Source organism: Mesorhizobium sp. B1-1-1 (assembly GCF_006442955.1).
Lineage (GTDB): Bacteria > Pseudomonadota > Alphaproteobacteria > Rhizobiales > Rhizobiaceae > Mesorhizobium.
This window is the reverse complement of the sequence record NZ_VFWW01000015.1, coordinates 1-21,782: the sequence shown is the minus strand read 5'-3', so window position 1 is coordinate 21,782 and position 21,782 is coordinate 1. Positions and strand designations below refer to the sequence as shown.

General features: G+C 62.9%; 23 protein-coding genes, 1 tRNA gene and 1 pseudogene. 14 read left to right on the top strand and 11 right to left on the bottom strand.

Features of this window, described 5'->3' with window-relative positions; all coding sequences use genetic code 11:
* Positions 1-354 precede the first annotated feature (354 nt).
* Positions 355-1,278, bottom strand: a complete 924-nt coding sequence (locus FJ986_RS26670; protein WP_140525468.1) for a DUF2865 domain-containing protein — start codon at positions 1,276-1,278, stop codon at positions 355-357.
* Positions 1,279-1,582: 304 nt separating this feature from the next.
* Between FJ986_RS26670 and FJ986_RS26665 the strand changes: the two genes are divergently transcribed.
* Positions 1,583-1,786, top strand: coding sequence for a hypothetical protein (locus FJ986_RS26665; RefSeq protein WP_140500562.1), 204 nt, complete (start codon positions 1,583-1,585; stop codon positions 1,784-1,786).
* Positions 1,787-1,965: 179 nt separating this feature from the next.
* Here FJ986_RS26665 and FJ986_RS26660 read toward each other — a convergent pair whose 3' ends face one another.
* The 4 genes from FJ986_RS26660 to FJ986_RS26645 form a co-directional block, all read right to left on the bottom strand.
* Positions 1,966-2,343 carry a hypothetical protein gene (locus FJ986_RS26660; protein ID WP_140500560.1) on the bottom strand — a complete coding sequence of 126 codons (378 nt, stop codon included), beginning with the start codon at positions 2,341-2,343 and terminating at the stop codon, positions 1,966-1,968.
* A gap of 403 nt (positions 2,344-2,746) precedes the next feature.
* Positions 2,747-2,821, bottom strand: a tRNA-Glu gene (locus tag FJ986_RS26655).
* A gap of 89 nt (positions 2,822-2,910) precedes the next feature.
* Positions 2,911-3,318, bottom strand: coding sequence for a VOC family protein (locus FJ986_RS26650; protein ID WP_140525467.1), 408 nt, complete (start codon positions 3,316-3,318; stop codon positions 2,911-2,913).
* A gap of 13 nt (positions 3,319-3,331) precedes the next feature.
* Positions 3,332-3,730, bottom strand: a complete 399-nt coding sequence (locus tag FJ986_RS26645) for a fimbrial protein (RefSeq protein ID WP_140517879.1) — start codon at positions 3,728-3,730, stop codon at positions 3,332-3,334.
* A gap of 25 nt (positions 3,731-3,755) precedes the next feature.
* Here FJ986_RS26645 and FJ986_RS26640 point away from each other — a divergent pair, with 25 nt between their 5' ends.
* Together FJ986_RS26640 and rpoH are read left to right on the top strand one after the other, a co-directional pair.
* Positions 3,756-4,811, top strand: coding sequence for an RluA family pseudouridine synthase (locus FJ986_RS26640; RefSeq protein WP_140500557.1), 1,056 nt, complete (start codon positions 3,756-3,758; stop codon positions 4,809-4,811).
* 210 nt (positions 4,812-5,021) lie between these two features.
* Positions 5,022-5,933, top strand: coding sequence for an RNA polymerase sigma factor RpoH (gene rpoH, locus FJ986_RS26635; RefSeq protein WP_027023478.1), 912 nt, complete (start codon positions 5,022-5,024; stop codon positions 5,931-5,933).
* 85 nt (positions 5,934-6,018) lie between these two features.
* Here rpoH and FJ986_RS26630 read toward each other — a convergent pair whose 3' ends face one another.
* The 4 genes from FJ986_RS26630 to FJ986_RS26615 form a co-directional block, all read right to left on the bottom strand.
* Positions 6,019-6,891 carry an MBL fold metallo-hydrolase gene (locus tag FJ986_RS26630; RefSeq protein ID WP_140500555.1) on the bottom strand — a complete coding sequence of 291 codons (873 nt, stop codon included), beginning with the start codon at positions 6,889-6,891 and terminating at the stop codon, positions 6,019-6,021.
* A 219-nt stretch (positions 6,892-7,110) separates the two neighbouring features.
* Positions 7,111-7,770, bottom strand: a complete 660-nt coding sequence (locus tag FJ986_RS26625; protein ID WP_140500553.1) for a peroxiredoxin — start codon at positions 7,768-7,770, stop codon at positions 7,111-7,113.
* A 169-nt stretch (positions 7,771-7,939) separates the two neighbouring features.
* A complete protein-coding gene (locus tag FJ986_RS26620; protein ID WP_140500552.1) occupies positions 7,940-8,305 on the bottom strand; it encodes a cell division protein ZapA in 366 nt (121 codons plus the stop codon).
* A gap of 4 nt (positions 8,306-8,309) precedes the next feature.
* Positions 8,310-8,582, bottom strand: a complete 273-nt coding sequence (locus tag FJ986_RS26615; RefSeq protein WP_140500550.1) for a DUF4164 domain-containing protein — start codon at positions 8,580-8,582, stop codon at positions 8,310-8,312.
* A gap of 259 nt (positions 8,583-8,841) precedes the next feature.
* Here FJ986_RS26615 and tkt point away from each other — a divergent pair, with 259 nt between their 5' ends.
* The 7 genes and pseudogenes from tkt to FJ986_RS26580 all read left to right on the top strand — a co-directional run bounded on the left by tkt (position 8,842) and on the right by FJ986_RS26580 (position 18,375).
* Positions 8,842-10,833 (top strand): transketolase, encoded by a 1,992-nt coding sequence (gene tkt, locus FJ986_RS26610; RefSeq protein WP_140672687.1) that lies wholly within the window; start codon positions 8,842-8,844, stop codon positions 10,831-10,833.
* Positions 10,834-11,039: 206 nt separating this feature from the next.
* The gene (gap, locus tag FJ986_RS26605; protein WP_140500546.1) at positions 11,040-12,050 is read left to right on the top strand and encodes a type I glyceraldehyde-3-phosphate dehydrogenase; all 1,011 of its coding nucleotides are present in this window, start codon (positions 11,040-11,042) and stop codon (positions 12,048-12,050) included.
* 213 nt (positions 12,051-12,263) lie between these two features.
* A complete protein-coding gene (locus FJ986_RS26600; RefSeq protein WP_140500544.1) occupies positions 12,264-14,147 on the top strand; it encodes a potassium/proton antiporter in 1,884 nt (627 codons plus the stop codon).
* Positions 14,148-14,315: 168 nt separating this feature from the next.
* Complete coding sequence (locus tag FJ986_RS26595; protein ID WP_140567456.1) at positions 14,316-15,512, top strand: phosphoglycerate kinase; 1,197 nt, start codon at positions 14,316-14,318, stop codon at positions 15,510-15,512.
* 125 nt (positions 15,513-15,637) lie between these two features.
* Positions 15,638-16,663: a class I fructose-bisphosphate aldolase gene (locus FJ986_RS26590; RefSeq protein WP_140500540.1), complete on the top strand. Its 1,026-nt coding sequence runs from the start codon at positions 15,638-15,640 to the stop codon at positions 16,661-16,663.
* Positions 16,664-16,830: 167 nt separating this feature from the next.
* Positions 16,831-17,560 (top strand): annotated as a pseudogene (locus FJ986_RS26585) (thioredoxin family protein).
* 98 nt (positions 17,561-17,658) lie between these two features.
* The gene (locus FJ986_RS26580) at positions 17,659-18,375 is read left to right on the top strand and encodes an SGNH/GDSL hydrolase family protein (RefSeq protein WP_140584726.1); all 717 of its coding nucleotides are present in this window, start codon (positions 17,659-17,661) and stop codon (positions 18,373-18,375) included.
* 81 nt (positions 18,376-18,456) lie between these two features.
* Here the strand turns inward: FJ986_RS26580 and FJ986_RS26575 are convergent, their stop codons facing one another.
* Both FJ986_RS26575 and FJ986_RS26570 read right to left on the bottom strand, forming a co-directional pair.
* On the bottom strand, positions 18,457-18,636 hold the full coding sequence (locus tag FJ986_RS26575; RefSeq protein WP_181165425.1) for a hypothetical protein: 180 nt from the start codon (positions 18,634-18,636) through the stop codon (positions 18,457-18,459).
* Between the two features lie 97 nt (positions 18,637-18,733).
* Positions 18,734-19,681, bottom strand: a complete 948-nt coding sequence (locus tag FJ986_RS26570) for a ring-cleaving dioxygenase (RefSeq protein WP_140676401.1) — start codon at positions 19,679-19,681, stop codon at positions 18,734-18,736.
* Positions 19,682-19,991: 310 nt separating this feature from the next.
* Here FJ986_RS26570 and FJ986_RS26565 point away from each other — a divergent pair, with 310 nt between their 5' ends.
* From FJ986_RS26565 to FJ986_RS26550, 4 genes are all read left to right on the top strand, one after another.
* A complete protein-coding gene (locus tag FJ986_RS26565; RefSeq protein ID WP_140500534.1) occupies positions 19,992-20,159 on the top strand; it encodes a hypothetical protein in 168 nt (55 codons plus the stop codon).
* Positions 20,160-20,243: 84 nt separating this feature from the next.
* Positions 20,244-20,834 (top strand): type 1 glutamine amidotransferase family protein, encoded by a 591-nt coding sequence (locus tag FJ986_RS26560; protein WP_140561546.1) that lies wholly within the window; start codon positions 20,244-20,246, stop codon positions 20,832-20,834.
* Between the two features lie 55 nt (positions 20,835-20,889).
* The gene (locus tag FJ986_RS26555) at positions 20,890-21,333 is read left to right on the top strand and encodes a hypothetical protein (protein WP_246681841.1); all 444 of its coding nucleotides are present in this window, start codon (positions 20,890-20,892) and stop codon (positions 21,331-21,333) included.
* Between the two features lie 80 nt (positions 21,334-21,413).
* Positions 21,414-21,782: HTH domain-containing protein (locus tag FJ986_RS26550; RefSeq protein WP_140509693.1), on the top strand; the 369-nt coding region annotated here is incomplete at its 3' end.

Here is a 21,782-nt window from a genome sequence, read left to right as displayed (position 1 = left end):
GCAGCTATGACGGCACCGTCGTCATTCCGCGCCCGCTCGATGCCCGGCGTTTCTGGGACCGGCCGCCGCCCAATGTGGAATACGGGCCGTCCGGAATGGAAAACGGCGCTTTTCCGGCGCCGCCACAACCGCCAACCCGGTTTTCCGAGCGCAGGCCCGCGCCGCGCGCCGCACCGAGACGTCATCTTTCAAGAGTTTCGAGGCCACCTCCGCCGTCCTCCGATGAGGAAAAGCCCCTGGCATGCAGGAATGTCAGCGAACCCGGAAAGAGGGTTCGCATGGTCTGCGACTGATGGGTGCCACCCAAAACTGACCTTGGCTGAGAAACCGGCGCCTACAACCGGGGGCGGATGATCATTCGGCTGGGAAGAAGGCCGGGCCGACTATTCTCACCGGCCGCTTGCCGGCCTCTATCGACTGATGCTGGGCCGCCCCGGAGGCTTCGGCGTCCGCCGCGGGAATTGCCGCGACGCTGCCGAGGTCCGGCTTGGCCGACGGCAAGGGGATGATGGCATTGGTCATGTTTGTGGGCGTTACCGTTCGGGCCCTCAATTCGGCGACCCTGCTGTAGTAGCGTTTTAGGTCACATGCCTTGAAATTGACGTCGTCGCGGTAGCGGAATGCGGTCGGCAGATCGGTGTAGGGCTTGCGCGTGTCGAGAGAGACCATCTTTTCGGTTTCGAGGCTGACGTCGCTGAGCGTATAGAGGTCGACGCCCGGCTCGTCGCAGATGTAGCGGCATTGATCGGCCATATCCTTCACATCGTCGCTGCCGGCGAACTGCGACTTGGGTGCTGGGAAGAAATATCCATCCGAAAGGCGCACGCAGAACAGCATCGCGTTGCCGGCGCCCGTTGCCCTCGCCGCTGGCGCCGCCGCAGATACCGATTGGGTCTTCGCCGCCGCGCGCTTTGCCGCTGGCGCGCAGCCAAGCGCGACAAAGCGTGCCCGCAGCCCCGACATGTCCCGGCCTGAATTGGAGGCCGCAGCGATCTGGCGCTGCACCTCGCTCCTGTTCCTGGCAAGATCGGCGCATGCGTTGAAGAAACCACCGAGGGAATTTTTCGCCGTACACTTGCGCTGCCTCTCGATGCCTTGGATCGCGGCAAGCTGGCGGTGCAACTGGGCAAGCTCGGGGCTCGTGCCGCCGCCACGGCCGGCCGAAGACAACTGATTTCTTATTGCACTGCAACTGTCGGCATAAGAACTGGACATGCCGAGCGCGAGCACGGTCAGGGTGACGAACGCGATCATCATGGGGGACCAGAAACGGATCATCGGAAGGACGCGGTCCTTGTTGCTGAGAACTTGGAATGACAACTCTTTCGACTTCGGTAAGCTTTCGCTAAATGAGTTTCATCTAATCTTTCTAGTATCCATGCATTGAGAGACTTGTCTTTAGTTTAATAGAAGAACCTCTGTGAATTCAATATTGCATTTTTATTTCAAGATTGAGACGAACTGCAAAACAATGCAGCCGGACCGACGGCTGGCAGGCCTGCCGAATCACTCCGGCGTTACCGGAAACGGGCCCTGAAACCTTTGCCCGTCCTTTCGCGTTGAAGCGCGAAGGAGAACGCAGATGTCGATCCAGGTCACGGTATCGGAACTGACAAGAAATCTTTTTCATTCCCTGGGACTTGATCCGAGGCCCCTGAGCGCCGAGCAAAACCTGCTGCTGGAATGCTATCTGGCCGGGCAAATCCCGGAATCGGCTTGGAACGACTACGTCTTCGAGACACCCGACCTGGCGCGGCACGCCGAGGCGCGGCGTACCAGCCACTGACCGGTGAAGGCGGTGCTGGGCGAGATGGTTTGGTGGTAGTCGCTACCTGAGCGGCTGGCTGGCAGACGTTTTCCGTCAGGATTGCGTAAAAAATTGAAGCGGGATCGGCGATCCGAACGCCGAACGGCTCTAGCGCATTAAGCCGCGGCGCGCCCTGCGCGGAGAGTTGCGGAAAACAGCTATTGGCCGATCTTGGGAGATACGAATTGCAAGGTGAACACGTTGCCGGCAATCCCTTGCGCCAGTTGCGGCGAAAGGCTGAGCGGCGTGCAATTCTTCACCGCGGTCATTGCGGCGTCGATGAACGACTTTCGCGCCTTGTCGTCGCCGGCCACCTTGGCGGCGGTCGGCCGTGGCGGACCAAGCAGCGTGCCGTCGCGCTTGAAGCTGAAGCTCAGAGTGACGATGGAATTTCCAGCATCCGCCGGCGGCGTCCAGCATGCCTGGATCGCCGTGCCGACTTCGTCCATCGTGTTGAGCTGGGCGGCAGCCGACGGGCAGGTGGCGCCAATCGCCAATGCGCCGCTAATCAGGAGCATTCCAGCGGTTCTTTTCATTGCAATTCCTCCACCGTCGACCCTTCCGGCCGCCCGCGTGCGATCGTCAGGATTGATGGTAGGGCTGGAGATGGCAAGGGCAATATGCTTTGGCGAAAGCTCTTGCCGAAAGCATTGGAGGCAGCCCTGCCCGCAGCGGCCGGCCAAAAAACAAAAGGCCGGCAGTGGGCCGACCTTTGTTTTCACCGCAGCGCCAGTACATCCGTGGTCGCGGGTGAATTGTCTCCAATAGACAGATTATAGGTAAACGAAACGTTAATCGAAGCCGCCATGCCATAGCTCCGAGCCCGGCTTTTGCCAGCGCTCCATGCGGTCATATGCGCGCATATGACGAAGCTTCCGCGGAGGCCTTGAACATTGTTTGATGCTGGAGGGATCATCAACGGCTGAGCCGTCGCCTTCTTGGTACGCCCAAGGGGAATCGAACCCCTGTTCCCGCCGTGAGAGGGCGGTGTCCTGACCGCTAGACGATGGGCGCGTTCAAGAACCGGCGATATAGGCTGGCGGCGGAGAAAAAGCAACTGGGGTCCGCCGGCTTTCCCGGGATCAAGAAAAAGCTGGCTGCTGCTAGCGTTTTGGCTCGATCAGGTCCCATAGATTGCCGTGGAGATCGGCGAAAACCGCCACCGTGCCGTAGGGCTCCAAGCGCGGTGGCTCGCGAAATTCGACGCCCTTCGCCACCATCGCCGCATGATCGCGGGCAAAGTTGTCGGTTTCCAGGAAGAGAAAAACCCGCCCGCCGGTCTGGTTGCCGATGCTCTTCCTTTGTGCCTCGTCGGAGGCCTCGGCCAGAAGCAGCCGCGCGCCGCGCCCGCTGGCCGGCGCGACCGTCACCCAGCGCTTGCCGCCGCCAAGGTCCACATTCTCCAGGAGCACAAAGCCCATTCGCTCGACATACCAGTCGATTGCTTCGTCATAGCTGTCGACGACCAGCGCAACGGTGGCGATATGACGGTTTTCGGCAAAGCCGGTCATTGCGCGCCGGGCTTCATTTGTTGCGGATTGCGAAGCGGCCGATTATGCGCCGCTCGCCCATATCGTAGACGAAGATCGTGCGGCTGCCATCGACAAGTTCGGCCTCGATCGAGACGCGATTGCCGGATAGCGACTGGCTGACCACCCTGGCGCCGACCGGCAGCACGATGTCTCCGCTGAGCGGTTCGCCGGCGGGCACCTGGATGTCGCCAGCCAGCGGCGGGCTCACCGGCGCTGCCTTGCGTGATTTGTAGACAATCGCCGCGATCACCACCATAAGGGCCAGCAAGAGCAGGCCGAGATTGATGGCCATGAAGCGGATGAGCCTGCCGCGCACCTTTTCGATCTCGGGGTTGAGCGGCTTTTCCCCGCCTTCAACAACGGCGTCTTCGTCGGCGGCGGGGCGGGCCATGGCAAACATTCCGGAACGATTCTCGATGAGCGCTCATAACGAAGAGGCCCCCGGATTGATAGAGGACCAATTCATGCAGGCAGAACCGATCGTGCTCGTGGCCGGCGCCGACGATGCCGGCCAGCGCATCGATCAGTGGCTGGCAGGCAGGCTCGGCCCGGAAATGTCGCGCAGCCGCGTGCAGATGCTGATCAGGCAGGGCGCGGTCTTGGTCGACGGCAAGGCCGTTGTCGAGACCAAGTGCAAGATGTCGCCGGGCGAAACTGTCTCGGTCGCCATGCCGGAGCCGGAACCGGCGGAGCCACAGGGGGAAAACATCGCCCTCGATATCCTCTATGAAGATGACGAACTGATCGTCATCAACAAACCCGCCGGGCTTGTCGTCCATCCCGGCGCCGGCAATTGGACCGGCACGCTGGTCAATGCGCTAATCCATCATTGCGGCGACAGCCTGTCCGGCATCGGCGGCGTGCGCCGGCCGGGCATCGTTCATCGCCTCGACAAGCAAACCAGCGGCGTCATGGTCGTGGCCAAGACCGACCGCGCCCACAAGGCGCTTTCGGAGGCCTTTGCCGATCACGGCCTGACAGGCGATCTCGAGCGCGCCTACCTGGCGCTGGTCTGGGGCATACCGCAGCGGCCGGCCGGAACGGTGGATGCCCCACTCGGCCGCGCCGCCGACCGTGTGCGTCGCGCCGTAGTACCCGAAGGACGCGACGATGCCCGCCGCGCCGTCACCCATTTTGCGGTGCAGGAGCGCTTCGGCGAAAACCAAAAGGAATTCGCGACCGCAAGTCTGGTCGAATGCCGGCTGGAGACCGGCCGCACCCATCAGATCCGCGTCCACATGGCCCATATCGGTCATCCGGTACTCGGTGATCCCGATTACGGCCAAGCCTTTCGCACCAAGGCCAACCGGTTGCCCGAACCGCTGAGAAGCCAGGTCAAGGCCTTCTCCCGGCAAGCTTTGCACGCCTGGCTCCTTGAATTTCGCCATCCGACTACCCATCTGTCGATGAGGTTCGAGGCACCGATACCGAGGGACATGGAGGAACTCGTCGGCGGCTTTCGCAGTCTCTGAATCCGCCGCCCGGCAAGCTTCAAATCAACCACCAAAAACCTGACTGGCGTTGTTCACTTCAGCGTGACACACTGTTTCGTGTTGAACAAATGCCTGTCTTTTCTGGTTTTGTTCCTGTATATATCTGATGTCGCGAGCGAGCCTTTGGTGCTCGCGTCACATGCCCGCCGCGTTTCGGGGGCATCACTCCAATAGAGAGGGGGCGCTATCATGGCCCAGTCACTACCCAGTATCGTTTCCGGCGAAGGCGGCCTCAGCCGCTACCTGGAAGAGATCCGCCGCTTTCCGATGCTTCAGCCGCAAGAAGAGTACATGCTCGCCAAGCGTTATGCCGAGCATGAGGACACTTCCGCAGCGCACAAGCTCGTCACCAGCCATTTGCGGCTCGTCGCCAAGATCGCCATGGGCTATCGCGGCTACGGCCTGCCGATTGGCGAAGTGATCTCGGAAGGCAATGTCGGCCTGATGCAGGCCGTCAAGAAATTCGAGCCAGAGCGTGGCTTCCGCCTCGCGACCTACGCCATGTGGTGGATCAAGGCCTCGATCCAGGAATACATCCTGCGCTCGTGGAGCCTGGTCAAGATGGGCACGACCGCCAACCAGAAGCGTCTGTTCTTCAACCTGCGCAAGGTGAAGGGCAAGATCCAGGCGCTTGACGACGGCGACCTCAAGCCCGACCAGATCGCCGAAATCGCCACGAGGCTGAACGTCTCGGAAGCGGAAGTCGTGTCGATGAACCGCCGCCTGTCGGGCGACGCCTCACTCAACGCGCCGATCCGGGCGACGGAAGGCGAGTCCGGCGAATGGCAGGACTGGCTGGTCGACGACCACGAAAGCCAGGAAGAGATGCTGATCGAGCAGGACGAGCTGGAAAACCGGCGCGGCATGCTGTCGGGTGCTCTTGCGGTGCTCAACGAACGCGAACGGCGCATCTTCGAGGCGCGCCGCCTCGCCGATGAGCCGCTGACCCTAGAAGAACTGTCGGCTGAGTTCGACATCAGCCGCGAGCGCGTGCGCCAGATCGAAGTGCGCGCTTTCGAGAAGGTGCAGGATGCCGTCAAGGCCGCCGCCAAGCGCCAGACCCAGGCGCTGCGCACCATCGAGGCGCAGCCGGCGGCTTAAAGCCGGCATCGGCAACAAGATAAAACGGCGGCGTCAGGAGACTGGCGCCGCCTTTTTGTATACCGCAGCGGGTGCTGTGATTGCTTCAAAGCCCATCCAGCGGAAACTTCAGATACCGTCGGCCATTGGCTTCCGGTTCCGGCAGGCGTCCGCCATTCATGTTGACCTGCAGCGCATGCAGGATCAGCCTCGGCATCGGCAATGTCCGGTCGCGCGCCTCGCGCAGGGCAACGAACTCGGCCTCGCCGCGCGCGGCGGCAAGATGTATGTTGTCGGCTTTCTGCGCGGCAACCGTGCTCTCCCATAACGCCTGGCGCCCGCCGGGCTGATAATCATGGCCGACAAAGACGCGCGTGTCCTCCGGCAGGGCCAGAATGCCCTGGATCGAGTGCCACAGGCGCGCGGCGCTGCCGCCGGGAAAATCCGTCCTTGCCGTGCCGCTGTCGGGCATGAACAGCGTGTCGTGAACAAAGGCTGCATCCCCGATCACATAGGTGATCGACGCCAGCGTGTGCCCGGGCGAGAAAAGCACCCTTGCTGGAAGCGTTCCCACCCGAAAAACCTCGCCGTCGCCGAACAGCCGGTCCCACTGCGAGCCGTCGGCGGGGAAATCCGGCCAGTTGTAGATCGCCTTCCACAATTTCTGGACCTCGACGATCCTCTCGCCGATCGCCGTCGGCGCCGCGGTCCTTTGCTTCAGGTACTGCGCGGCCGAGAAATGATCGGCATGCGGATGGGTGTCGAGAATCCATTCGACGCTCAGTCCCTCCGCCCTGACGAAATCCAGCAGCGCATCGGCATTGGCTGTCGAAACTGCGCCGGACTTCTCGTCGAAGTCGAGGACCGGATCGATTATGGCACACCGCTTCGTCACCCGGTCGGCGACGACATACTGGATGGCGCCGGTCGGCTTGTCGTGGAAACCGGTGACCTCAGGCTTTGCCGAACCTATGTCCAATCCGACGTCCCCTCCGTTAGCCAGACAGGAATGATTTTCTCTGCCAGAGCAACATAAGAGCATGCTTGTCTAGCGGGGCCCTGCCGTCAAGCACGCCTTGCCAGAAAAGCGACGGAAGTCGAAAAATGCCGGCCAGGCAATTGGAGCAATTCCAATCGGTTTCCCGGGAAAAGCGCATAGCGCTTCGCCCAGGGAACTGCGCAAAAACAAAGAGATGGTCTACGCAGAAGGCTGCTTGGTCTTCCTGAGATAGGGCAGGATGGTCTCGTAGGCGCCGAAGCGCTTGATGGCGTCCTCGTTGGAAACGGCCGCGGTGATGATGACGTCCTCGCCCTGTTTCCAGTTCGCCGGCGTCGCCACCTGGTGCTTGGCGGTCAGTTGCATGGAATCGACCGCGCGCAGGATCTCGTCAAAGTTGCGGCCCGTGGTCATCGGATAGGTCAGCACCAGCTTGATCTTCTTGTCTGGCCCAATGACATAGACCGAACGCACGGTGGCATTGTCGGCGGGCGTGCGGCCTTCCGAGGTCTCGCCGGCACCAGCAGGCAGCATGTCGTAAAGCTTGGCGACCTTGAGATCCTTGTCGCCGATCAGCGGATAGTTCACCGAATGGCCGGTCGCCGTCTTGATATCGTCCTGCCATTTGCCGTGGCTTTCGACCGGATCGACCGAAATGCCGATGATCTTGACGTTGCGCTTCTTGAACTCGCCCTCGAGCCCCGCCATCGTGCCCAACTCGGTCGTGCAGACGGGAGTGAAATTCTTCGGGTGGCTGAACAGCACCGCCCAGCCGTCACCGATCCACTGGTGAAAGCTGATCGGTCCTTGCGTGGTCTCGGCGGTGAAATCCGGGGCGATATCGTTGATGCGAAGGCTCATGTTGTTTCCCTACCCTTGAAATGTTGCCGGCAACGGCTGGCGAGCGCTCAAATCTTTTTAACACCTCGGCGGCAACCCACAAATGCCTAAAGCCACAGGCGCCCGTCGCGCCCGCGAAAAAATTTCTCTTCTTGCCGCCAAGTTCGGCAGGAATTTCCGAGGAGACCGCTTATGCCTTGTTGACGGCCAGCGTCGCCGCAAGATCTTCCATGCGCTGCGCCAGCGCGCCAAGCGCATTTGTCAGCACGCTGTCGCTCTTGTCGGCCTTGGTCAGCGCCTCGTCGCGGGTCTTGCGCAAGGTCAGCACTTCGCTTTCCATGCCCTTGACGCGCTTCTGCAGCTCCGAGAGTTCATCCATGACCATGATGCCGGCCATGACCGTCAGCCGCTGGTCGCCGATCTCGCCGAATGAATCCTTCAGATGCGAGACGTAGCGGTCGAAACGCTCGGCGAGATCGATCAGATGCTCTTCCTGGCCTTCGTCGCAGGCCATCCGATACTGCTTGCCGTCGATGGAAACCGTGACCTGTGCCATCAGCCTACCTATCCAACACAGCGCGGATGGTTTCCATGGCGGTCACCAGTCGTCGCGACACTTCCTTGTTGGCATCCTCCAGCCGCTCGGCGCGCGCCTCGGAACTGTCGAGCTCCTGCGCCAGCCGCGAGCGGTCGGCATTCATCCGCTGCACCTCGGCCTCGGCTTCCGAATAATCGCGCTCATGCTCGAGCTTGGCCGCGACGGCGTTTTCCAGGCCTTCCATGGCCTTGCCCAGCCTTGCGATGACTTCCTTGAGTGTCGTTTCCCCGGTCATGGCCTCGTCCTGTGCCCTGCCCATCACCGAATCGCTCGCGTTCAGAACGCGTTATCTCTGAAACATTAGGCACCGGGTGAAGGCGACGTCAACAAAGCTCTCGCGACTGTCCCCTGCTAACGCTAATATAGGCCTGCCCGCGGCATCACAAGGCCGGCAAATGCGCACCGGTTTGTTGACTAAAAGTGCGCGCCTGCTATGTGTCGCGCACGTTTTTCAAGGGCTCTCCCAAGGCCCCGAACCCCACCCCGGAGGAACCATGACGTCGCGTGAACAACATGACCGGATGGCCAATGCGATCCGCTTTCTCTCCATGGACGCGGTCGAGAAGGCGAACTCCGGCCATCCCGGCCTGCCCATGGGCTGCGCCGACATTGCCACGGTGCTGTTCACCCGTTTCCTGAAATTCGACGCCAAGGCGCCGCATTGGGCCGACCGCGACCGCTTCATCCTGTCGGCCGGCCACGGCTCGATGCTGCTCTACTCGCTGCTCTACCTGACCGGCTACGAAGACATGACGATCGACCAGATCAAGCACTTCCGCCAGTTGGGCTCGAAAACCGCCGGCCATCCCGAATATGGCCACGCCGCCGGCATCGAAACGACCACCGGCCCGCTCGGCCAAGGCCTTGCCAATTCTGTCGGGTTCGCGCTCGGCGAGCGCATCATGAACGCCGCCTTCGGCAACGACCTCGTCAGCCACTACACCTATGTGCTGGCCGGCGACGGCTGCCTGATGGAAGGTGTCTCCCAGGAGGCGATCGCGCTTGCCGGGCACCTCAAGCTCAACAAGCTGATCGTGTTCTGGGACAACAACAACATCTCGATCGACGGCCCGGTGTCGCTGGCTGACAATACCGACCAGATCGCGCGCTTCCAGGCTTCCGGTTGGAACGCCAGCCACATCGACGGCACGGATCCGGAAGCCATCGCCTATGCGATCGAAGCCGCCCGCCATTCCGACAAGCCGACGATGATCGCCTGCAAGACGACCATCGGCTTCGGCGCCCCGACCAAGGCCGGCACCAACAAGGCGCACGGCTCGCCTCTCGGCGCCGACGAGATCGCCGGCGCGCGCAAGTTCTTCAACTGGGAGTCACCCCCCTTCGAGGTTCCAGCCGACATCCTCGATGCCTGGCGCACGGCCGGCACGGCCGGCGCCGAGGCGCGCGCCGACTGGGAAGGTCGCCTCGCCAAGGCCGACGCCAAGCTCAGGGCAGAGTTCGAGCGCCGCGTTGCCGGCAAGCTGCCGTCCAACTTCGACGCCGTCATTGCCGACTACAAAAAGAAGCTCTCCGCCGACAAGCCGAAGGTCGCCACCCGCAAATCTTCCGAAATGGCGCTGGAAGTCATCAACGGCGCCGTGCCCGAAACCATCGGCGGCTCGGCCGATCTCACCGGCTCCAACAACACCAAGACCAGCCAGACCAAGAACATCACCCCGGACGACTACGGCCAGCGCTATGTCCACTACGGCATCCGCGAACACGGCATGGCTGCCGCCATCAACGGGCTGACGCTGCATGGCGGCCTGATCGCCTATGGCGGCACTTTCCTGTGCTTCTCCGACTACGCCCGCCCCTCGATGCGGCTGGCCTCGCTGATGGGCATCCGCTCGATCTTCGTCATGACCCATGATTCCATCGGTCTCGGCGAAGACGGCCCGACCCATCAGCCGGTCGAGCATGTGGCGGCACTGCGCGCCATCCCCAACCACAACGTGTTCCGTCCGGCGGACGCGGTCGAGACCGCCGAATGCTGGCAGTTGGCCCTTGAATCGGAAAAGACGCCGTCAACGCTGGCGCTGACCCGACAGAACCTGCCGACCGTGCGCACCGAATTCACAGAGAAGAACCTGAGCAGCCAGGGCGCCTATGAGCTCGCCGCCGCCAGCGGCGAAGCCGCGGTGACGATCTTCGCCACGGGTTCGGAAGTCGAGATCGCGCTCGGCGCCCGCGACCTCCTGGAGAAGCACGGCCATCCGACCCGCGTCGTCTCGGTTCCTTGCTTCGAACTGTTCGATAAGCAGAGCGAGGACTACCGCCGCAAGACGATCGGCAATGCGAAGGTGAAGATGGCGATCGAAGCCGGCATCCGCCAGGGCTGGGATCACCTCATCGGCTCCGATGGCATCTTCATCGGCATGACCGGCTTCGGCGCCTCGGGAACGATCGAGCAGCTCTATCCGCATTTCGGCATCACCGCCGAGGCGGCCGCCAAGGCGGCGGAAGCCCGCCTGCATGGCAAGTAAGGCCGTGCTTGTTGCCCAAAAGTGTATCTCGATTTTGGGACAGCGACATGTATGAAACAAGAACGCTCGGCGAAACCGCGTACAGCGGTTCCGCCGGACTGACCTAATCGATTTAAATCCACGTCGCCGCGGCTGGATTCTTTCCGCTTCCGCCGCTATGAAGCTGCGGACCAATCATCTGCCCTCCAGCTCCCAAGGAGAGAAAAATGACCGTCAGAGTTGCCATCAACGGATTCGGCCGCATCGGCCGCAACATCCTGCGCGCCATCCATGAATCCGGCCGCAAGGACATCGACGTCGTCGCCGTCAACGACCTCGGCCCGGTTGAAACCAACGCCCACCTCCTGCGCTACGACAGCGTACACGGCCGCTTCCCGCACGAAGTATCGGTTTCCGGCGACCAGATCACCGTCGGCAAGGAGACGTTCAAGGTCACCGCGATCAAGGATCCGACCCAGCTGCCGTGGAAGGAGCTCGGCGTCGACATCGCGCTCGAATGCACCGGCATCTTCACCGCCCGCGACAAGGCGGCCGCACACCTGACCGCCGGCGCCAAGCGCGTCCTCGTTTCGGCGCCCGGTGAAGGCGCCGACCTCACCGTCGTCTACGGCATCAATCACGACAAGCTGAACAAGGACCACATCGTCATCTCGAACGCGTCCTGCACCACCAATTGCCTGGCGCCGCTGGCCGCAGTCCTGCACGAGACGGTCGGCATCGAAAAGGGCATGATGACGACGATCCATTCCTACACCGGCGACCAGCCGACGCTGGACACCATGCACAAGGATCTCTACCGCGCCCGCGCCGCGGCACTCTCGCAGATCCCGACCTCGACCGGTGCCGCCAAGGCCATCGGCCTGGTGCTGCCCGAGCTCAAGGGCAAGCTCGACGGCATCTCGATCCGCGTGCCGACGCCGAACGTCTCGCTCGTCGACTTCAAGTTCATCGCCAAGCGCTCGACGTCGGCGCAGGAGATCAACGAGGCGGTGATCGCCGCCTCCAATGGCAAGCTCAAGGGCATCCTGTCGGTTACCCATCATCCGAACGTGTCGATCGACTTCAACCACGACCCGCACTCCTCGATCGTGGCGCTCGACCAGACCAAGGTGATGGACGGCAACTTCGTTTCGGTGCTGTCCTGGTACGACAATGAATGGGGCTTCTCCAATCGCATGGGCGATACCGCGGTCGCCTTCGGCAAGACCATCGCCTGATCGCGGGCCCATCTTCCAGAGACTTGAAACGCCCGGCTTGGTCCGGGCGTTTTTCGTCGGAGTGCTCGGCAAGGCGCCGCTTCGCTCCTGCTAAGCCGAAGGACGACGAACTTGTAGGGCTTCGGCCAAAAAACCGCTCTCCCGCCTTGCGCCGGCCATGCCTTCGCCCCACTCTTCCTTGAATCGAGAGAAGAGGCAGGGGACAAGTCACGGATGGAGCATGCGATCTATCTCGTCACGCTGGTGGGCACCGCGCTTGTCGTCGTCGCCGCGTTTTCGAGCCTGATCGCCTTCCGCTTCGGCGCACCGCTGCTGCTTCTGTTTCTCTGCATCGGGCTCGCCACCGGGACCGATGGCCTCGGCATCGAGTTCGACAATGCCCGCATCGCCTATTTTGCCGGCTCACTGGCGCTGGCGGTGATCCTGTTCGATTCCGGCTTCGGCACGCCTCTCAATGCCTTGCGGCAGGCAGCCGGGCCGGCGCTGTCTCTGGCCACATTCGGCGTGATCCTCACCACTGGCCTGTTCGGCGCCGCCGCCTACTATATGCTCGATCTCACCTGGCTGGAATCCTTCCTGCTCGGTGCCGCCGTCGCCTCCACCGACGCGGCCGCCGTGTTCTTCCTTTTGCGCGCCGGCGAGATCAATCTGCGCGAGCGCGTGCGCTCCACGCTGGAGGTGGAGTCCGGCACCAACGATCCGATCGCCATCTTCCTGACCATCACCCTGGTCGAGATCATAGCCGCCCATGCCGACCCCGAGGCCAATGTCCTGGTCACCAACCTCGTCCTCGGCTTCCTCATTAACATGGGCCTGGGCGCCATTGTCGGCGTGCTGGGGGGCCTCGCCATCGTGCGCCTCGTCGACCGGCTCAATCTCGACCATGGCCTGCTGCCGATCTTCGTGCTGACCCTATCGCTGATGGTCTTCGCCGCCGCCGGCGCCATCGGCGGCTCCGGTTTCCTGGCGGTCTATCTTGCCGGTCTCATCGCGGGTAATTCCGACATCCGCGCCGTCACCATCCTCAAGCGCTTCCAGGACGGCATGTCCTGGCTGGCGCAGATCATCATGTTCCTGATCCTCGGCCTGTTCGCGACGCCCTCGCAATTCCCGGCGATCATGGTGCCGGCGGTGCTGCTTGGCCTGTTCCTGATGTTCGTCGCCCGGCCGATCGCGGTCTGGCTTTGCCTGGTCCCGTTTCGTCTGCCGCGCCCCGAAGTCGCCTTCGTTTCCTGGGTCGGCCTGCGCGGCGCCGTCTCGATCCTGCTTGCCATCACTCCCTTGCTCGGCGGGCTGGAGAATGGCCGCACCATCTTCAACGCCGCCTTCATCATCGTCCTGGTGTCGCTCGTCATCCAGGGCTGGACCGTTGGTCCGCTGGCGCGCCGTCTCGGCCTGATCGTGCCGGCGCGGCTCGGACCTCTGGACAAGGTCGAGCTCGAACTGCCGGGCTCGGCCCATCACGAGCTCCTCGCCTACCGCGTCGCGCCGGGCAGCCCGGTGGCGCGCGGCGAGCGCATCCCTCGCTGGGCGCGGCCCTCGCTGGTGTTGCGCGACGGACGCTCGATGCGTTTCCAGGACATGGGCAGGCTTGCCGCCGGCGACCAGGTCTACATCTTCGTGCCGGACCGCTATCCACGCCTGCTCGACAAGCTGTTCGCCAGCCGCGCCGTCGTCGACCCCGAGGACGCCGATTTCTTCGGCGCCTTCGCCGTCGATCCGGCGCGTTCCGCTGCCGAACTGGAAGCCGCATACGCGCCGGGCCTGAGCGAGGCGGAACAGAAGCTCACCGTCGGCGCCCTGGTCACGGCGCGGCTCGGCGGCCATGCCGAATATGCTGACCGCGTGCTGATCGGCCCGATCGAGCTGATCGTGCGCGATGTCGATGACAAGGGCAGGATCACAGGCCTGGGCCTCTCCTTCGAACCGACCGCGCCCGTTGCGCGGGTACCGGTCTTCCTCAGCGCCGGCGAGATCGCCGACCGGATCAAGGCCTTCGTCCAGACCTGGCGCAAGCCGGTGGAACCACCGATCGCAGAGGCACACGCGGACGAGAAACCGGAGCCGGCGGCGGAAAAGGCGACGACCGAGAGCTGACAACGGCGACCCTTTGCGCCCCCCTCATCCGCCTGCCCTGACGCTTCGCGACGTCAACGCCCTCGCCTTCGCCTTCGCCTTGAAAATTTCGCGCCCTCCCCAGCCAAGTCTTGCATCGTCGTCGGTGCGGGGTATGGTCCCGGCGATTTCTCAGCGAAAGGAACCAGCATGGCCAGCTTCAAGACACTGGACGATATCGGCAACATCAATGGCAAGCGCGTGCTGGTGCGCGTCGACCTCAACGTTCCCGTCGCTGACGGCAAGGTCACCGACACGACCCGCATCGAACGCATAGCGCCGACCATCGCTGAATTGTCAGGCAAGGGCGCCAAGGTCATCCTGCTCGCCCATTTCGGCCGGCCCAAGGACGGTCCCTCGCCGGAATTTTCGCTGGAGCCGATCGCCAGGGCGACGGCCGAGGTGCTTGGCCGTCCCTTGGGCTTTGCCGGCGACTGCGTCGGCGACACGGCGGGAAGCGCGGTCGCCGCCATGAACAAGGGCGACGTGCTGCTGCTCGAGAACACCCGCTTCTACAAGGCCGAGGAGAAGAACGACCCGGCCTTCACCGAACGGCTCGCCGCCAATGGCGATATCTTCGTCAACGACGCCTTCTCCGCTGCCCACCGGGCGCATTCCTCGACCGAGGGACTGGCGCATCTGTTGCCAGCCTTTGCCGGCCGCACCATGCAAGCCGAACTGGAAGCGCTGGAGAAGGGCCTTGGAAATCCTGTTCGCCCGGTGGTCGCCATCGTCGGCGGCGCCAAGGTCTCGACCAAGATCGACCTGCTGATGAACCTGGTCAAGAAAGTCGACGCGCTGGTCATCGGCGGCGGCATGGCCAACACCTTTCTCGCCGCACGCGGCACCGATGTCGGCAAGTCGCTGTGCGAGCACGACCTCGCCGCTACCGCCAAGCAGATCATGATCGAGGCGGCCGAGGCCGGCTGCGCCATCATCCTGCCCGTCGACGGCGTCGTGGCGAAGGAATTCAAGGGGGGCGCGGCCAGCGAAACCGTGGCCATCGCCGACGTGCCTGCGGATGGCATGATCCTCGATGTCGGCGAAAAGACCGTGAGGGCCGTTGCCGACTGGATCGACCGCGCCGCGACCTTGGTCTGGAACGGGCCGCTCGGCGCGTTCGAGATCGAACCCTTCGATCGCGCGACGATGGCGGCAGCCAGGCATGCGGCGGCGCGCACCAAGGCCGGCAAGCTGGTTTCGGTGGCCGGTGGCGGCGATACCGTGGCGGCGCTCAACCAGGCCGGGGTTGCCGACGATTTCACCTATGTCTCGACTGCCGGCGGCGCCTTCCTCGAATGGATGGAAGGCAAGCCGCTGCCGGGCGTCGACGTGCTCAAGCATTGAGACGATCAACTCGAGGCGAGCGCGCGGCGTTGCCGGGACTTTCGATCGATTGGAGCTTTCCGGCGTCATTCCTTTGGCGGTAGTGTCCTGTCAGGCGCAGAACAACACCGTCAAGGAGAAGCACGATGAGCGAACGTCTCGAAGACATTGCCGCCGCGATGGTGGCCAACGGCAAGGGCCTGCTGGCCGCCGACGAAAGCTCGGGAACCATCAAGAAGCGCTTCGACGTCATCGGCGTCGAATCGACCGCGGACAGCCGGCGCGACTACCGCGAGATGATGTTCCGCACCAGTGACGCCATGACCAGGTATATTTCCGGCGTCATCCTTTACGACGAGACTATTCGGCAGAAAGCGGCCGATGGCACGCCGCTGGTCGATATCATCAAGGCTTCAGGCGCCATCCCCGGAATCAAGGTCGATGCCGGCGCCAAGCCCCTGGCCGGCTTTCCCGGCGACACGGTCACCGAGGGCCTCGACGGCCTGCGCGAGCGGCTCGCCGACTATTACAAGCTCGGCGCCCGCTTCGCCAAATGGCGTGCCGTGATCGACATCGACAAGGCAAAGGGCGTGCCGTCGGTCACCTCGATCAGCGCGAACACCCATGCGCTCGCCCGCTATGCGGCCCTTTGCCAGGAAGCCGGCATCGTGCCGATCGTCGAGCCGGAAGTGCTGATGGACGGCGCCCACGACATCGACACGTGCTATGAAATCTCGAGGGCGACGCTGACGAAGCTCTACGACGAGCTCTACGCGGCCCGGGTGGTGCTCGAGGGCACGATCCTGAAGCCCAACATGGTGCTGGCGGGCAGGAAGTCGGGCGCGGTGAGCAGCCCTGAAGAGGTCGCGCAAAAGACCATAAAACTGTTCCGTGAGGCCGTGCCGGCGGCGGTGCCGGGCATCGCCTTCCTCTCCGGCGGCCAGGAGGATGAGGAAGCGACCGCCAACCTCAACGCCATCAACGCCATCGGCCCGCATCCGTGGAAGCTGACCTTCTCCTATGGCCGCGCCCTGCAGGCTGCCCCGCAGAAGGCCTGGAGCGGCAAGGCATCCAATGTTGCCGCGGGTCAGGCCGCCTTCACCCACCGTGCCCACATGAACCATCTGGCGGCGCTTGGACAATGGAAGCCGAGCCTGGAGCAGGCTGCCTGACCACGGTTTTCCGTCTCTATCGGACCCGGGCCATGCGCCCGGGTTTTGCTGCGCTCCGCCGGACTTGGGATGAAGCGCCTCCATCCCTATTTCTCTCCAGCGCAGCCGGCGCGATGTCGGCTCATGCCCGTCCCGAACGTCCTTGGGATGAAGCCAGGGAGAGGTTCATGCATCGCAACAAGGTCGTTTCACGCGAGGATTGGTTCCGGGCACACAAAGCGCATCTGGCGCGCGAGAAGGAATTGACGCGATTTCGCGAGCGCATCGCGGCGGAACGGCGCGAATTGCCCTGGCTGAAGGTGAGAAAGGACTACGTCTTCGAAACCGAGCAGGGTCCAAGATGCCTGGCCGAACTGTTCGCCGGCCGCAGCCAGCTGATCGTCTATCATTTCGTGTTCGGGTCCGGCTCGACCCATCATTGCGAAGGCTGTGCGTTCGTCGCCGACCACATGGACGGTGCCAATCAGCATCTGAGACACCATGACGTGTCGCTTGTCGCGGTGTCACGCGCGCCGCTCGCCGAGCTGCTGCCCTACCGAGAGCGCATGGGTTGGAAATTCGACTGGGTCTCATCCTATGCCTCGGACTTCAACTTCGACATGCAGGTGTCGTTCACCGACAAGCAGATCGTCCGGTGAAGCGATCTACAACTTCGAGACGCCCGTTCTGAAATCGAAAGACCTGCCGGGCACCACCGTGTTCTACCGGGACGAGACCGGCGACATCTTCCTGACCTTCATGTCGCGCGCCCGCGGCAGCGAACAGCTGATCGGCGCCTATCAATATCTCGACCTTGCGCCGAAAGGCCGCGACGAGACCGGGCCTTATAGGACCTTGATGGACTGGGTGCGGCTGCATGACCAGTATGGAAACAGGTCGCAAGCGGACAGGGCTTAGGCATTCAGCGATCCCATCGAACATTGGACGCTTGAAGGCGTCCGCCACCGGTGCAAGGATCGTTCACCTCCGGCGAAACATGCGTTAAATGCTGCTCGATGCGACGCTTTCCGGCTCTCCTCACTTGGCTCGCCTTTCCTGTCTATGTCTGGCAGGGGCTTGGCGTGCGCCGACGCACCTCGCGCATGCTGCCCGCGCAAGGCCCGGTCATGCATGAGATAGCCGGCCGGAAGCCGGCGGTTTGGCTGCTGGTGCTGGGCGATTCCTCCGCCGCCTCGGTCGGCATCGAAAAATCCGAGAATGGCCTGGCCGCGCAGCTGGCCGTCCTGATCTCGCAGCGAACCGGCCGCGCCGTGCGCTGGCGCGCCGCCGGGTTCAATTCGGCGACGTCGGGGCAGATCCGCGACCACGTCCTGCCCAATCTCTCGGCCGATCCGTGGACGCATATCGTGCTCGCCATTGGCACCAACGACACCAAGAATTTCCACTCCGTGCCCCGCTTCAAGAGGGCGTTCGGCGGTCTGCTCTACGCCCTGCGCGCCAAATGGCCTGAGGCCCGCGTGGTGTGGTCTCCTGTGCTGGAGTTCACGCAAGCGCCAGCCATGCCGCCGCTGCTCGGCAAGATCCTGGAAATTCGCGCCGGTGAGATGAACCGGATGGGCAAACGTCTTTGCCTCGAACGCGGTGCGGTGCCGGCGCCGCGCTTGCCGATCACCAATCCCGAAGCCGGCTTCGCCTCGGACGGATTTCATGCATCGGAAGCCGGTTACCGGGCCTGGGCCGAGCACCTCGTCGGCTGCGTGATCGAAGAGTGATTGCCGCCGGCTCGTGCCGGCCCGATATTCCATCCTGCGCATTCCAGGCGGGAAACCGCCAGACACCTTCCTGGAACTGCGCTACGTCCAATGTCCAAGCACGGCCGTTATCGAAATGGCCGCCATGGCCAGGAGCGCCAGCTTCCAGAAGTCGCTGCGCCGTTTCAGCCCCGGCCAGCCGAGCGGCTTGATCAACTGGATGACCATGATGCCAAGGATGACGAGGGCGAGGAGTTTCGACATGCCGCCTTTGACCAGCATCGCGGTCGGCTGTCAAAGCGCGTCGTTCGTCGCTCGAAAAAAATAGGCGCCGCGATCCGGACTGGAACGCGGCGCCAGCCTTTGATCGGGGAACGATCTACTTCAGCGGCTTGAGGCCGGCCTCGATCGAAGCGCGCTTCGATTCCAGGAATGGCGGCAGGGCCAACTTTTCGCCCAGCGTCTCCAGCGGTTCGTCGGCGGTGAACCCCGGCCCGTCAGTGGCGATCTCGAACAGGATGCCATTCGGCTCGCGGAAATAAAGCGAGCGGAAATAATAGCGCTCGACCTCGCCGCTCGACGGCAGACGGAATTCGGCCAGCCGCGCCGTCCATTGATGCAGCGTCTCCTGGTCCGGCGCCCTGAAGGCGACGTGATGAACCGCACCGGCACCTTGCCTTGCCGGCGCCAGTCCCGGCTGCACCAGGACGTGCAATTCCGCCGCCGGCCCACCCTCGCCCATTTCAAAGACCTGAACCTGGCCCTCCGGCGAGGCATAGTCTCGGACCTTGCGCATGTTCATCACTTGCGTCACCACTGCTTCGGTATTGGTGAGGTCGGGAACGCTGATGACGATCGGCCCGAGCCCGCGGATCTGGTGTTCGACCGGCACGCGGCTTTGCGCCCAGGGGCGGCTGTCGCCCTTGCCGTCATCGCTGACGAGGCGCAGACGCTGGCCCTCGGGGTCCTCGAAATCCAGGCTGGCGTAGCCACCGATGTCGGCAATCTCACTCGTGACGATATTTTCGTCAGTCAAGTGTTGCTTCCACCAGGCAAGGCTGTCCTCGCCACCAACCCTGAGGCTGGTCCGGACAATGCTGTGGGTGCCGCGTCGCTCGCGGCCGACCGGCCAGTCGAAGAAAGTAAGGTCGGTGCCCGGCGTCGCTTCGCCATCGGCATAGAAGAGGTGGTAGGCTGAGGTATCGTCCTGGTTCACCGTCTTCTTGACCAGCCGCAAACCCAGCACCCTTGTATAGAAATGAAGATTTCCACGCGCATTGGCGGTGATGGCGGTCAGATGGTGAATTCCTGTCAGTTGAAGGCTCATGGTCGTCTCCCTGTTTTTGGGGAAGAATTTTCTCCTTCCATATCAGAACTTCGGATCCCTGGCTGGAGACCACGTATCCTGACAGTCCGTCGCCAAAGGCTGAACAATGGATCATGACCAGGCATTGCATTAGTGAACAATCTCGGCCTTCTAAACCTGCTTCGGGCTGCGGTCTGATGCAGTGAAAACGACACCTTCACAGGGATAACGCACCGATCGCAACTATTATCCAGGCCCTGCCATCCTCCTGACAGACTGCTGTCAGGAGGGGTGTGCGATACTGTCTTCATTCACAGAGAGGAGACTAGCCATGACCGGTTCCACCATTCTGCGCGGCATGCAGCACTATGTCGGCAAGATTCGTACGATGCGCAACGAGATCCGCACCCAGCGGTTCATCAACTCGCTGCCGGCGGACATTCGCAAGGATATCGGCTGGCCGGACATGTATGCCGAACGTCGCCTTCGCGACAATTGAGACGAATTTTTCGGCAAAGCGGTTGGATGTGGGCGCCCCAACGCCCAGAGGATAAGTCCGGCACGCGAGGGACGGAGCGAGCGTATGCCCAAGCAGAAGACAATTGGCCTTCTTTTCATGGACGGCTTCGCCGACTGGGAATATGGCCTGCTGGCCGCCTCGGCGGTCGAATGGTTCGGCGCCCGCGCGGTTTCGCTGACACCCGATGGCAGGCCGGTGAGCGGGATCAGCGGTTTCCGGCTGACGCCCGACCGCTCGGCCGGCGCTGATGAAAATGCCGATCTCGATGCCATCGCCGTCATTGGCTCCGACCGATGGGCGGGCGAGGCGCCGCCCGAGGTGGCGGAATTGCTTAGGGACGTTGCGATGCGGGATGGTGTCGTCGGCGGTATCTGCGCCGGAACGCTGGCGCTGGCCCGAGCCGGCATGTTCGAGAAGGCGAGGCACACCAGCAATGGCCGTGACTGGATCAATCGCCACATTGCTGGCTATGCCGGCGATCACAATTATCAGGACGTGCCGCATGCCGTGTCCGACGGCAAGATCGTTTCCGCGCCAGGTTCGGCGCCCGGCACCTTCGCGCTGGCCTTCCTGAAGACGCTCTATCCTGAACGAAACGGCGAACTTGCCGAGATGCGGACGCTATTCGCCAGGGAGTATGCTGAACCCTCCTGACAGAATGGTGTCAGGAGCGCCATGCCATAGATGCGAGCGGTGAACAGGACGAGCGATGAAGAGCTGGACCGACAGATTGAACACGCCGGGGGTGAACGGCATCAAACCGGCCCCGCGCACGGTGGCAGATGGAGTCGAAGAGCAGACGATGCTGGTGCCGACGGCGCAACAGGTCGACGAATTCATCCGCTCGATTCCCGAAGGCGTCGAGATGGACGTTCGCGTGCTGCGCACGGCGCTTGCCTTTGACCGTGGCGCCAAAGTGACATGCCCGGTCGCGATCGGCTATCATCGGCGTGCCGTTGCCGAAGCAGCCATTGAGGATCTCGGGCGCGGCATGACGCTGAGCGATGTCGCGCCATTCTGGCGCGAGCTCGATGCCAATGACGCCGACAAGGAGGAAATTGTCCTTCGGCGCGGAATCTGTGGCCGCGCAGCGCGAGTGCGAAGGCCTGAAACCGTGATGCATGCCGCCGAGTGTTCTGCGGTTTCGGAATAAAGGCATGCGCAAGAACACGATGCATGCAGCCCAACCGGTTTTGGGCGACATGCATAGGAACAACATCGAGGGACCATACGATGCGACGCGCCGACAGGCTCTTCCAGATCGTGCAGCATTTGCGCGGTGGCCGTCTGGTCACCGCGCAGAAGCTTGGCACATGGCTCGAGGTTTCCGAGCGAACCATCTATCGCGACATAGCCGACCTTCAGTCGACCGGAGTGCCGATCGATGGGGAAGCGGGCGTCGGCTACATGATGAGGGAGGGTTTCGACCTTCCACCGCTGATGTTCACGCGTGACGAGATCGTGGCGCTGGTCGCCGGCGCCCGCATGGTGCGTGCCTTTGGCGGTGCGGCCATGGCCCGGGCCGCTGATGAGGCTTTGGTCAAGATCGGCGCGGTGCTGCCCGATGCCGAAAAGGACCGTATCGCTCGCACCGAGATCCAC

Bases quoted from the DNA above. Each gene is read 5' to 3' on its own strand.
- FJ986_RS26670 (WP_140525468.1), bottom strand. From the start codon at position 1,278: ATGATCCGTTTCTGGTCCCCCATGATGATCGCGTTCGTCACCCTGACC.
- FJ986_RS26665 (WP_140500562.1), top strand. From the start codon at position 1,583: ATGTCGATCCAGGTCACGGTATCGGAACTGACAAGAAATCTTTTTCAT.
- FJ986_RS26660 (WP_140500560.1), bottom strand. From the start codon at position 2,343: ATGAAAAGAACCGCTGGAATGCTCCTGATTAGCGGCGCATTGGCGATT.
- FJ986_RS26650 (WP_140525467.1), bottom strand. From the start codon at position 3,318: ATGACCGGCTTTGCCGAAAACCGTCATATCGCCACCGTTGCGCTGGTC.
- FJ986_RS26645 (WP_140517879.1), bottom strand. From the start codon at position 3,730: ATGGCCCGCCCCGCCGCCGACGAAGACGCCGTTGTTGAAGGCGGGGAA.
- FJ986_RS26640 (WP_140500557.1), top strand. From the start codon at position 3,756: ATGAGCGCTCATAACGAAGAGGCCCCCGGATTGATAGAGGACCAATTC.
- rpoH (WP_027023478.1), top strand. From the start codon at position 5,022: ATGGCCCAGTCACTACCCAGTATCGTTTCCGGCGAAGGCGGCCTCAGC.
- FJ986_RS26625 (WP_140500553.1), bottom strand. From the start codon at position 7,770: ATGAGCCTTCGCATCAACGATATCGCCCCGGATTTCACCGCCGAGACC.
- FJ986_RS26620 (WP_140500552.1), bottom strand. From the start codon at position 8,305: ATGGCACAGGTCACGGTTTCCATCGACGGCAAGCAGTATCGGATGGCC.
- FJ986_RS26615 (WP_140500550.1), bottom strand. From the start codon at position 8,582: ATGACCGGGGAAACGACACTCAAGGAAGTCATCGCAAGGCTGGGCAAG.
- tkt (WP_140672687.1), top strand. From the start codon at position 8,842: ATGACGTCGCGTGAACAACATGACCGGATGGCCAATGCGATCCGCTTT.
- gap (WP_140500546.1), top strand. From the start codon at position 11,040: ATGACCGTCAGAGTTGCCATCAACGGATTCGGCCGCATCGGCCGCAAC.
- FJ986_RS26600 (WP_140500544.1), top strand. From the start codon at position 12,264: ATGGAGCATGCGATCTATCTCGTCACGCTGGTGGGCACCGCGCTTGTC.
- FJ986_RS26595 (WP_140567456.1), top strand. From the start codon at position 14,316: ATGGCCAGCTTCAAGACACTGGACGATATCGGCAACATCAATGGCAAG.
- FJ986_RS26590 (WP_140500540.1), top strand. From the start codon at position 15,638: ATGAGCGAACGTCTCGAAGACATTGCCGCCGCGATGGTGGCCAACGGC.
- FJ986_RS26580 (WP_140584726.1), top strand. From the start codon at position 17,659: ATGCGACGCTTTCCGGCTCTCCTCACTTGGCTCGCCTTTCCTGTCTAT.
- FJ986_RS26575 (WP_181165425.1), bottom strand. From the start codon at position 18,636: ATGCTGGTCAAAGGCGGCATGTCGAAACTCCTCGCCCTCGTCATCCTT.
- FJ986_RS26570 (WP_140676401.1), bottom strand. From the start codon at position 19,681: ATGAGCCTTCAACTGACAGGAATTCACCATCTGACCGCCATCACCGCC.
- FJ986_RS26565 (WP_140500534.1), top strand. From the start codon at position 19,992: ATGACCGGTTCCACCATTCTGCGCGGCATGCAGCACTATGTCGGCAAG.
- FJ986_RS26560 (WP_140561546.1), top strand. From the start codon at position 20,244: ATGCCCAAGCAGAAGACAATTGGCCTTCTTTTCATGGACGGCTTCGCC.
- FJ986_RS26555 (WP_246681841.1), top strand. From the start codon at position 20,890: ATGAAGAGCTGGACCGACAGATTGAACACGCCGGGGGTGAACGGCATC.